Source organism: Nocardioides sp. (genome assembly GCF_004803405.1).
Lineage (GTDB): Bacteria > Actinomycetota > Actinomycetes > Propionibacteriales > Nocardioidaceae > Nocardioides > Nocardioides vastitatis.
Genome location: NZ_SSXI01000038.1, coordinates 23,476 through 33,379, shown reverse-complemented (window position 1 = coordinate 33,379; position 9,904 = coordinate 23,476). Strand labels below are relative to the sequence as shown.

General features: G+C 72.1%; 12 protein-coding genes. 4 read left to right on the top strand and 8 right to left on the bottom strand.

The window, feature by feature from the left end; genetic code table 11:
- From E7Z54_RS02775 to E7Z54_RS02765, 3 genes are all read right to left on the bottom strand, one after another.
- A partial coding sequence (locus E7Z54_RS02775) for a thiamine pyrophosphate-binding protein (RefSeq protein ID WP_276606195.1) occupies window positions 1-609 on the bottom strand: 609 nt, incomplete at its 3' end.
- Window positions 606-1,556, bottom strand: a complete 951-nt coding sequence (locus E7Z54_RS02770) for an o-succinylbenzoate synthase (RefSeq protein WP_206055971.1) — start codon at window positions 1,554-1,556, stop codon at window positions 606-608. The genes E7Z54_RS02770 and E7Z54_RS02775, both read right to left, overlap by 4 nt.
- Window positions 1,553-2,569 carry an AMP-binding protein gene (locus E7Z54_RS02765; protein WP_240769484.1) on the bottom strand — a complete coding sequence of 339 codons (1,017 nt, stop codon included), beginning with the start codon at window positions 2,567-2,569 and terminating at the stop codon, window positions 1,553-1,555. The genes E7Z54_RS02770 and E7Z54_RS02765 overlap by 4 nt, the downstream gene beginning before the upstream one ends.
- Window positions 2,570-2,641: 72 nt before the next feature.
- Between E7Z54_RS02765 and E7Z54_RS02760 the strand changes: the two genes are divergently transcribed.
- Together E7Z54_RS02760 and E7Z54_RS02755 are read left to right on the top strand one after the other, a co-directional pair.
- Entirely contained in the window at window positions 2,642-3,937 is a 1,296-nt protein-coding gene (locus tag E7Z54_RS02760) for an MFS transporter (RefSeq protein ID WP_136431477.1), read from the top strand.
- An 11-nt stretch (window positions 3,938-3,948) separates the two neighbouring features.
- Window positions 3,949-4,830, top strand: coding sequence for a 1,4-dihydroxy-2-naphthoate polyprenyltransferase (locus E7Z54_RS02755; RefSeq protein WP_136431476.1), 882 nt, complete (start codon window positions 3,949-3,951; stop codon window positions 4,828-4,830).
- Window positions 4,831-4,857: 27 nt separating this feature from the next.
- On the opposite strand, the gene E7Z54_RS02750 is transcribed toward E7Z54_RS02755, so the two are convergent.
- Complete coding sequence (locus tag E7Z54_RS02750) at window positions 4,858-5,118, bottom strand: DUF4229 domain-containing protein (RefSeq protein ID WP_136431475.1); 261 nt, start codon at window positions 5,116-5,118, stop codon at window positions 4,858-4,860.
- 83 nt (window positions 5,119-5,201) lie between these two features.
- Between E7Z54_RS02750 and E7Z54_RS02745 the strand changes: the two genes are divergently transcribed.
- Window positions 5,202-5,429: a hypothetical protein gene (locus tag E7Z54_RS02745; protein ID WP_136431474.1), complete on the top strand. Its 228-nt coding sequence runs from the start codon at window positions 5,202-5,204 to the stop codon at window positions 5,427-5,429.
- 62 nt (window positions 5,430-5,491) lie between these two features.
- The gene (locus E7Z54_RS02740; RefSeq protein WP_136431473.1) at window positions 5,492-5,974 is read left to right on the top strand and encodes a nuclear transport factor 2 family protein; all 483 of its coding nucleotides are present in this window, start codon (window positions 5,492-5,494) and stop codon (window positions 5,972-5,974) included.
- A 10-nt stretch (window positions 5,975-5,984) separates the two neighbouring features.
- Here the strand turns inward: E7Z54_RS02740 and ccsB are convergent, their stop codons facing one another.
- The 4 genes from ccsB to E7Z54_RS02720 are packed head-to-tail and all read right to left on the bottom strand — an operon-like array spanning window position 5,985 to window position 9,898.
- Window positions 5,985-6,995 carry a c-type cytochrome biogenesis protein CcsB gene (gene ccsB, locus E7Z54_RS02735; RefSeq protein ID WP_136431472.1) on the bottom strand — a complete coding sequence of 337 codons (1,011 nt, stop codon included), beginning with the start codon at window positions 6,993-6,995 and terminating at the stop codon, window positions 5,985-5,987.
- Entirely contained in the window at window positions 6,992-8,587 is a 1,596-nt protein-coding gene (resB, locus tag E7Z54_RS02730) for a cytochrome c biogenesis protein ResB (protein ID WP_136431471.1), read from the bottom strand. Before resB ends, ccsB begins: the two co-directional genes overlap by 4 nt.
- A complete protein-coding gene (locus tag E7Z54_RS02725) occupies window positions 8,584-9,348 on the bottom strand; it encodes a cytochrome c biogenesis CcdA family protein (protein WP_136431470.1) in 765 nt (254 codons plus the stop codon). Before E7Z54_RS02725 ends, resB begins: the two co-directional genes overlap by 4 nt.
- Window positions 9,341-9,898 (bottom strand): TlpA disulfide reductase family protein, encoded by a 558-nt coding sequence (locus tag E7Z54_RS02720; RefSeq protein ID WP_240769483.1) that lies wholly within the window; start codon window positions 9,896-9,898, stop codon window positions 9,341-9,343. The genes E7Z54_RS02725 and E7Z54_RS02720 overlap by 8 nt, the downstream gene beginning before the upstream one ends.
- Window positions 9,899-9,904: the final 6 nt, after the last annotated feature.

Here is a 9,904-nt window from a genome sequence, read left to right as displayed (position 1 = left end):
CGGGTTCCCCGCAGACCCGCGCGGCGAGAGACCACCGGACCCCGCGACCACGGACGCCGCGCGTGGCGCAGGCACGCCGGCGGCCTGCACCGGCTCCTCCGGCACCAGCGGCGCGTCCAGCTGGAGGTTGACGTGCACGACCCCGTCGGGCGGCGCGTCGATCGACTCGAGCGCGGCGATCGTGGCCACGTCGTGGGTCCGGACCATCGGCCCGAAGATCCCGACCTGGTCGGTGGTCTGGTTGGCGCCGGTCCCGCGCAGCCGCGCGGGGCGGTCGGCGGAGACCACGACCAGCCCGATCCCGGCGTGGACCGCCTCGAGCACGGCGGGGTGCAGGTTCGCCACGGCAGTGCCGGAGGTGGTGAGTACGGCGGCGCGGGCGCCGACCTTCGTCAGGCCCAGGGCGAGGAACCCGGCCGTGCGCTCGTCGATCCGGGTGTGCAGCCGCACCCGTCCGCCCTCGGCGGCCGCCCACACCGCGAACGACAACGGCGCGTTGCGCGACCCCGGTGCGATCACGACGTCGGTGACGCCCGCCGTGGCCAGCCAGTCGACCAGCGCGCCGGCGAGGGCGGTGGCGCTGTCACCCGGGCTCGTCGGTGGGGTCACGAGTGGTGATCCTCCCGCAGGGCGCGGACGGCGGCGAGCCGGGCCTCCCACTCGGCGACCCGGTCCGGGGCCGCCGCGAGCAGGTCGAGCTGGCCGAGGGCGACCTTCGGCCGGTGCACGGGCAGTGCCCCGGCGACCGGCAGCAGCGGCTCGGCGACGACGTCGGCGGTGAGCAGCTGGACGGTGGCCAGGCCGCAGGCATAGGGCAGCTCGGGCAGCGCCGCGGCGAGGGCGACGCCGGCCGCGATCCCGACCGAGGTCTCGAGGGCAGAGGACACCACGACCGGCAGGCCGATCTGGTCGGCGATCCGCAGGCAGGCGCGGACCCCTCCGAGCGGCTGCACCTTGAGCACCGCGATGTCGGCTGCCCGCAGGTCCCGCACGCGGAACGGGTCCTCGGCCCGGCGGATCGACTCGTCGGCGGCGATCGGCACGTCGGCCCGGCGGCGGACCCGGGCCAGCTCCTCGACGGTCGCCGAGGGCTGCTCGACGTACTCCAGGCCGCCGGCCGCGCGGTCGAGGAGCCGGATCGCCGCCACGGCGTCGTCGACCGACCACGCGCCGTTCGCGTCGACCCGGATCCGGCCGTCGGGACCGAGCGCGTCGCGCACCGCCTCCACCCGCGCCTGGTCGTCGGCGAGGGACTGCCCCGGCTCGGCCACCTTGACCTTGGCCGTCCGGCAGCCGCCGTCGGTGACGATGGTGTGGGCCCGGTCGGGGTCGACCGCCGGCACCGTGACGTTGACCGGCACCGTGGTGCGGACCGCGGCGGGCCAGTCCCCGGCGGCGGCCTCCTCCGCGCAGCGCAGCCACGGCTCGGCGACCTCGGGCGGGTACTCCAGGAAGGGGCTCCACTCCCCCCAGCCGCCGGGTCCGCGCAGCAGGGCCGCCTCCCGGACCTGGATGCCGCGGAAGCGGGTGCGCAGGGGGATCGCGACGACCTTCACGCGTCCGATCCCACCACCGCGAGCAGCGCCTGGCGGTCCGCCTTGCCGTTGGGGAGCAGGGGGATCTCGTCGAGCATGACGACCTGCCGCGGCGCCCACGCACGTGGCTGTTCCTGCCCGACCCAGTCGCGGAGCTCGTCGAGAGGGACCCGGCCCACGACGAACGCGACCACGCGGTGCCCCCACTCGGGGTCCGGCACGCCGAGCACCTCGGCCGCGGCGACCGCGGGATGCTCGCGCAGCCGGGCGGCCACGGCGGGACCGGGCACGTTGAGCCCGCCGCTGACGATCACGTCGTCCACCCGGCCGACCACCACCAGCCGCCCGTCCTCGTCGAAGCGGCCGGCGTCGGAGGTGTGGAACCACCCGTCGACGAGCACCTCGGCCGTCATCGCCGGCTGGTCGACGTACTCGGTGAACAGGGTGGGCCCGGCGATCCGGATGCGGCCCCCCTCGCCGAGAGCGACGGCGACGCCGTCGAGCGGGAGGCCGTCGTACACGCAGCCGCCGGCGGTCTCCGCGGAGCCGTAAGTCGCGACGACGCTCACCCCCAGGTCAGCCGCCCGTGCCCGGAGGGCGGGGCCGATCGGGCCGCCGCCGAGCAGCACCGTGTGCGCCCGGCGCAGCGCCTCGACGTCATCGTGGGACTCGAGCATCCGGGTCAGCTGGGTCGGCACCAACGACACGAACCATCCGTCGTCGTCGGGCCAGCCGTCACGATCGAGGACCACCGGCCGGTGGTCGGCGAGCAGGGACCGCAGGAGCACCTGCACGCCGGCGACGTACGACGGCGGCAGGGCGAGCACCCACGGGCCCGAGGCGCCGAGCCGGGCCGCGGACGCCCGGGCCGACGCCAGCAGGGCCGAGCGCCGCAGCAGGACCCGCTTCGGGGCTCCGGTGGATCCCGAGGTCTCGACGACCAGCCCGGGTGCCGCGGTGTCGGCGAGGGAGAGCCACGCGCGCAGCCGGCCCACGATGTCGTCGACGTCACCCCGCGCCGTCAGGAAATCCACGAGACAGACGCTACTTCCCGGCAAGAGAATGTCGGCGATGTGCACCACCGACTCGGGCGTAGAGCTCACGTGATGTCGCGATACCTCCCAGAGCGCCTCGCCCGGCTCGCCGGCCCGACCCCGCTGGTCCGCCGCCTCTCCGCACAGTCGGTGCTCTCCGCATTCGGCGACGGCGTCTTCCTGACCGGCAGCGCGGTCTTCTTCACCCAGATCGTCGGACTCTCCGCCGCACAGGTGGGCCTCGGGCTGACGATCGCCGGTGTCGTGACGTTCTTCCTGGCGGTCCCGATGGGCAGGCTCAGCGACAGGTACGGCGCCAAGCGGGTGTGGGCGGTCGGCGCGCTCATCGAGGCGGTGCTCTACCTCGCCTGGCTGCCCGTCGACGGCATGGCCGGCTTCGTGGCGACGATGGTCGTGCTGGAGGCGGTCTCGACGGGGTCCCGGTCGGCACGCAACGCCTACCGGTTCGACACCTTCCCGCGTGAGGAGCGGGTCGCCTCCAACGCGTACTTCCGCGCCGCCCGCAACGTCGGCTACACGCTCGGCGCACTGCTGGCAGGCATCGCACTCGCGACCAACAGCGACGACGTGATCCGCGCGGTCCCGATGGTCACCGCCGGCATCCTGGCCCTCAACGCGGTCCTGGTCTCACGACTCCCCGACGCCGTCCACCACATCCAGCACGAGGAGCCCCTGGAGGAGGCCGTCGAGGCGGTGGTCGGCGCGGCTCTCACCGGCGACGTCGCACGGCAGAGCGCGCTCCGCAACCGCGGCTACCTGCTGATGTCGATCTGCGGCGGCGTGCTCGCCACGCATCAGGTCCTGTTGAACGTGGTGATCCCCCTGTGGCTGGTGGAGGCCACCGACGCGCCGCGGGTGCTGCTCGCCTGGCTGTTCGGCACCAACACCCTGATGGCCGTCTTCCTCCAGGTCGCGGCGGCCCGGGGCATCACCACCGTGGCGGACTCGCTGCGCGCCCAGCGTCGGGGCGCGTTCTTCTTCGTGCTCTCCTGCGGGATCGTGCTGGTCACCCACGACACCGTGGGCTGGGTGACGATCGCCCTGGTCTGGATCGGTCACGTGACGGTGACCGGTGCCGAGCTCTTCCAGTCCGCCGGCGAGTGGGGCCTCCAGGCCGAGCTGTCCGACCCGGCCCGGCGCGGCGAGTACCAGGGCGTCTCCCAGCTGGGATTCACCGTCGGCTCGGTGTGGGCACCTGCGGCGTACACCTTCCTGGCCCTGGAGCTGGGCACCGTCGGGTGGTTGGTGATCGCCGCGATCATCGTCGTGGCGGCCGTGGCGATCCATCCCGCGTCGCGCGCCGCCGAACGCCACCTGGCAGGAGCCCCCGCGCCGCAACCTGCTTGAATCGGCGGATCATGGCCACACCCGCACACTGGATTCAGGGCGCCCGCCCGCGGACCCTCCCGGCCGCGGTGGCGCCGGTCGTCGCGGGCACCGCGCTCGCCGTGTACGACGGCCACGAGGTCTGGTGGAAGGCTGCGCTCGCCCTGGTGGTGAGCCTCGCGCTGCAGGTCGCGGTGAACTACGCGAACGACTACTCCGACGGCATCCGCGGCACCGACGACGAGCGGGTCGGCCCGCTCCGGCTGGTCGGCTCGGGCCTCGCCACGCCGGGAGCGGTGAAGCGCGCGGCGTTCGTGTCCTTCGGCGTCGCCGGCGCCGCCGGAGTGGCCCTCGCCGCGACCACCGCCTGGTGGCTGCTCGCGGTCGGTCTCCTCTGCGTGCTGGCCGCCTGGTTCTACACCGGAGGATCGAAGCCCTACGGCTACCTCGGCCTCGGCGAGCTGATGGTCTTCGTCTTCTTCGGGCTGGTCGCGGTCGTCGGCACCACCTATGTCCAGACCGAGTCGTGGGAGCCGCTCGGCTGGGCGTCCCTCGCCGCCGGCACCGGCGTCGGAGCGCTGGCCTGCGCCATCCTCGTCGCCAACAACCTGCGCGACATCCCGACCGACACCGTCTCGGGGAAGATGACCCTCGCGGTCCGCCTCGGTGAGCGGCGGACCCGGCTGTCCTTCGTGCTGCTGGTCGCGATCGCGGCCGCCGCACTCGTCGTGCTCGCCCTGCTCACGACCTGGTGGGCCCTGCTCGGGCTCGGCTTCCTGGTTCCGGCCCTCGCCGGCGCCCGCACCGTGCTCGGCGGCGCTCAGGGCCCGGCGCTGATCCCGGTGCTGCAGCAGACCGGCGTGGCCGAGCTGGGCTGGGCGGTGCTGGCCGGGCTCGGCCTCGTGCTCGCCTAGGCTGCACGGAGCGCAGCCGGCGACCGATCAGCTGTCGTCCTCCTTGGCCCGCATCTCCTCGTACCTCTCCGAGACCCGGCCGGCCCGGGTCTCGACCTTCTGCGCGAACGCGGCGCGCTGCTTGTCGAGGAGGACGAGCGAGAGCACGCCGCTGATGATGAAGGCGATCACGACGACCCACACGACCGGGACCTCGTCGGCGATCACGAACCACAGGCCGAAGACGATGCAGAACGCTCCGACGAAGAGACCGAGCCGCATGAGGGTGTAGATCCAGAACTCCTTCACTCCTCAAGGGTAGGCCGTGCGCCCCGCCACAGCCGTCTCGGGGATCGTGCACGAGATGACCGGCGGCGACCTACATTGGAGAGGTGAAGTTCCTGCTGGTAGTCGTGATCTTCGCGGCGGTGACCTACCTCGCGATCCGCTGGATGCAGGATCGCGGGAGCGGCGGCCACACGGCGCAGCGCAGGCCTATGCGGCCGAAGCCTCCGACACGTCCGCTCGCCCCTGACGACGACGAGGCCTTCCTCCGGGACCTGGAGCGCCGGCGGCGCAAACAGCAGAAGCCGCAGCCGCCGTCGGATCCGGACGGCTGACCCGGCTCCCCGCCGAGGCAACGGGGTCGACCTTAACTAGAACAAGTTCTAGGGTGCGGGTCATGGACCTTGCCGCGATCGAGGCGATCAAGCGCCTCAAGCACCGCTACTTCCGCACCCTCGACCTCAAGCTGTGGGACGAGTTCGGCGACTGCCTGACCGAGGATGTCGTCGCGCGCTACGGCACGCAGGCGATGGACAAGCCGCTGCACTATGACAACCGGGCCGACGTCGTCGCGTTCATGTCCGAGAATCTCGGACCCGGAATCGTCACCGTCCACATCGCCAACCACCCCGAGATCGACGTCGACGGCGACACCGCCACGGGGTCGTGGGCGTTCGAGGACACCGTGATCGTGCCCGACTTCCACGTGCAGATCCGCGGCGGCGGCTACTACGTCGACACCTACCGCCTGGACCCGGACGGCGCCTGGCGGATCGCGTCGACCCGGTACGAGCGCATCTACGAGGCGATGACCTCGTTGCACGACACTCCGAGCTTCAAGCTGATCGCCAACCGCTGGGATCCCTCGCTCAAGCGCTGAGCCGTGCCGGTCAGCTCTCGACCGACCGGACCTCCACGACCCGCTCGACGGCGTACGAGTGCTGGCTGGTCGAGGAGAAGTAGTTGATCCCGATGAAGTTGAACCACAGCGTGGCGAGACCGATGAGCGCCAGGACCGCGGCGTTGCGGCCCTTCCAACCCGCGGTCGCGCGGGCGTGGAGGTAGCCGGCGTACACGACCCAGGTGATGAACGCCCAGACCTCCTTCGGGTCCCAGTTCCAGTAGCGCGACCATGCCTCGTGCGCCCAGATCGGGCCGGTGATGAGCACGGCGAAGGTCCACACCGGGAACGCGAAGGCGTGCACCCGGTACGCGAGGCGGTCCAGCGCAGGGAGGTTCGGGACGCGCGCGAGCCAGCCCGTCAGCTCCGCGCCGGACTCGGTGGCGCGTCGCTCGGCGCGCGCCCGGACGAGGTACATGACCGAGGCGATGCCGCCGAGCGTGAACGTGCCGGTGGCGATGATCGCCGACACCACGTGGATGATCAGCCAGGGCGAGTTGAGGGCCTCGGTCAGCGGCGCGACCTCGTCGTGCAGCCAGATCACCGCGACCATCAGCGTGGTCACCACGAAGCCGACCACGAGCGGCCCCATCCAGCCCAGGCCGAACCTCTTGTAGAGCGCGACGTAGAGCAGCGTCACCACGAACGTGCCCGAGATCGTGAACTCGTACATGTTCCCCCAGGGGACCCGGTTGGGATCCGCGGCCATCCCGCGCCCCACCAGCGCCACCAGGTGCACCGCACCGGCCAGCGCGGTGAGCAGGAAGCCGAGGCGGCCGAGGAAGGCCACCCGCCCCGAGGAGGCCTCGGAGGTCGAGGAGGTCGCGCTGCGACCGTCACGAGACCCGCCGGCCGCCGCGGCGACCTGTAGCTCGCGACCCTCCCGCGGCTGCCGCACCGCGGCCCACTCGGCGAGGTGCACGAGCAGGGCGAGGAAGTAGACCAGGCCGGCCGTCGCGATCGCCTGGTTGCTCAGCGTCTCCCACGCGGCGTTGGTCACTTCGGTGCCTCCTGCAGCTGCTCCAGCAGGTCCGCGAGGACCTGGTCGGTCTCGCCGTTGCCGGAGCGATCGAGTACGGCGACCTCCACGAGGGTGCCGCCCGAGCCGTTCATTGTGTCCTCGCCGTCGCCGGTCGGCACATCGCCGTCGGTTCCGTCCGACGCGAGAGCGCGGACCCACACTCGTCGCGGCCGCACGAACAGCGAGGCGCAGAGCCCGATCAGGGCGAGCACGACGCCGCCCAGTGCGACCTCCTTGCCGGGGGTCTGGCTGATCTGGACCCGGATCCACGGCTCGACCCGCTCGAAGGTGACCGAGCCGAGGCCGTCGGGAAGGTCGACGGTGTCACCGGGCTGGAGGTCGACGCGGAACGGCTTGTCGTCCTCGCCGGTGACCAGCGTCGCCTCGCTCTTGTCGAGCACGTAGACCGACTGCGAGGCGCCGGAGTCGAGGCCCAGGTCGCCGGTGTAGGCGAGCATGGACAGCGTCGGCTGGAGGTCGTCGCCGAAGACCGTCACCGGGTCGCCGTCGATCATCTCGAACGTCGGGTAGAAGAGCCCCTCGAGCCCGATCTGGCCGGGCTTCGCGGCCGCCGCCTTCACCACGCCGAAGGACAGGAAGCTCGCGTCCTGGGGAAGGAAGGGCGTCGGCCCGGTGTAGGCGACGTCGCCCTCGCCGTCGCGGACGGTGACGACGGGTGCGTAGCCGTGGCCGATGAGGAACACCTCGGTGCCGTCGATCTCGAGCGGGTGGTTCACCCGCAGCGTGTAGTCGTCGGGGTTCCGGGTGCCACGCCGGTAGGACAGGTCGGCCTCGAAGCCTCGGGCCTGGCCGGCGCGCGGTCCCTCGCGCAGCCACTCGACCCGGAAGTCGTCGACGCTGAACCGGAAGTCGTCGAGCTGCCGGGTCGTGAACAGGCCGCCGGGCTTGAAGTCGTCGTACTGCGTGAGGTTGTTGCTGAAGGTGCTGCCCTGGACGAGGATCACGCCGCCCTGGTAGCCCCACAGGCCACCCACCGCGAAGCCGGCGAGCACGATCAGCACGGACAGGTGGAACAGCAGGTTGCCGGCCTCGCGCAGGTGGCCCCTCTCGGCCGCGACGGAGTCGTCACCTCCCGTCGTGCGGCGCAGACGGTGCCGGCGACCCAACACCTGTCGGGCATGGGCGAGCGCCTCCGCCGGCGACTGCTCGGTGCGGAACGTGGCGTGCACCGGCATCCGGGTCAGGTGGCGCGGCGCGGCCGGCGGCTCAGCTCGGAACGCACGGAAGTACACGAACAGCCGCGGCACGATGCAGCCGACGAGGGAGATCACGAGCAGGAGGTAGATCGCGGAGAACCAGGGTGAGTCGTAGACCGAGAAGAGGTCGAGCCGCTCGTAGACCGGGGTCAGCTTCGGGTGCTCGTCCTTCCACCGGGTGACGGCGAGCGAGTCCACACCCTCCTGGGGGATCACCGAGCCGGGCACGGCCGCGAGGGCGAGCAGGAGCAGCAGCACCAGAGCCGTGCGCATCGAGGTGAGCTGGCGCCATGACCACCGGGTGAGCTCGCGGGCGGTCAGCTCACCGGGGCGCCGTTCGGTCGCCGTCGTCATACCGCGGTCTCTCCGAACTCCACGGTCTGCAGCTGCGCCCACTGCACGAGGTGGTCCCACCAGCCGGTCAGCATGAGGACACCGATGGCCACCAGGAAGAAGCCGCCCACCCGCATCACCAGGACCTGGTGACGTCGCACCCAGCGCAGCGCACCGATCGTCCGCTCGTAGGCGAAGGCGGCGGCGACGAAGGGCAGCCCCAGTCCGAGCGCGTAGACGAGGGCGAGGAATCCCCCTCGTACGGCGGTGCCGCCCTCGGCGTAGGTGAGGTTGAGGATCGCGCCGAAGGTGGGACCGATGCAGGGTGTCCAGCCGATCGCGAACATGGCACCGATCAGCGGCGCGGCACCCAGGCCGACGGCCGGGATCTTGTGGATCCGCCAGTCGCGCTGCAGCCAGGGGACGACCCCGGCGAACACGAGTCCGAGCACCACGAGCAGCACGCCGAGGACGACGGTGACGGTGTCGCCCCAGCGCTGGAGCGGACCGGCGAGCCCGCCGAAGGCGGTGCCCGCGACGACGAAGACCACGGCGAAGCCGAGGACGAACAGCATCGCGCCCAGGACCATCCGGCCTCGGCGGCGCGCGGCCTCCCCGGAGGCGAGCTGCGCGCCGGAGAGACCGGTCGCGTAGGAGAGGTAGCCGGGGAGCAACGGGATGACACAGGGCGAGAAGAAGGAGATCAGGCCCGCCACGAACGCGACCGGCACCGCCACACCGAGCGCCCCCGAGAAGGCCTGCTCCCGGAACCACTCACCCATCGGACTCGGCACCGATGTCGTCGACCAGCGTGGTCAGTGTGCTCTTCGACGGGATCGGCCCGTTGATCAGGGCCGCCACCCGGCCGTCGCGATCCAGGATCACGGTCGCCGGAGGGGCGTACGGCGCGTAGCTGCCCAACCGCAGCAGGGTCTCGCTGCCGGGGTCGTACAGGGAGGGGTAGTCGACACCCCGGTCCCGCTCGAACGCGGCGGCGTTCTCCGGTGCCAGGTCGCGGATGTTGATGCCGACGAAGGCGACCTCCTCCTCGCCCAGCTCCTGCGCGGCCTGGACCAGCATCGGCATCTCGGTGCGGCAGGGCCCGCACCCGGACCACCACACGTTGAGGACCACGACCCTGCCCCGCAGGTCGGTCAGGTCGAGCGGCTCGCCCTGCACCGTCGTACCGCTGATCTCGACCGGGTCCTCCCGGTCGGACGCGGCGACCTCGACGACCCGGCCGTCGCCGGCGACGTACTCCAGGTCGCCGGTGCCGTTGACGTCGGAGCAGCCGGCGACCAGGAGGAGGAGCGCGAGCAGAGGAAGCAGCACAGCCGA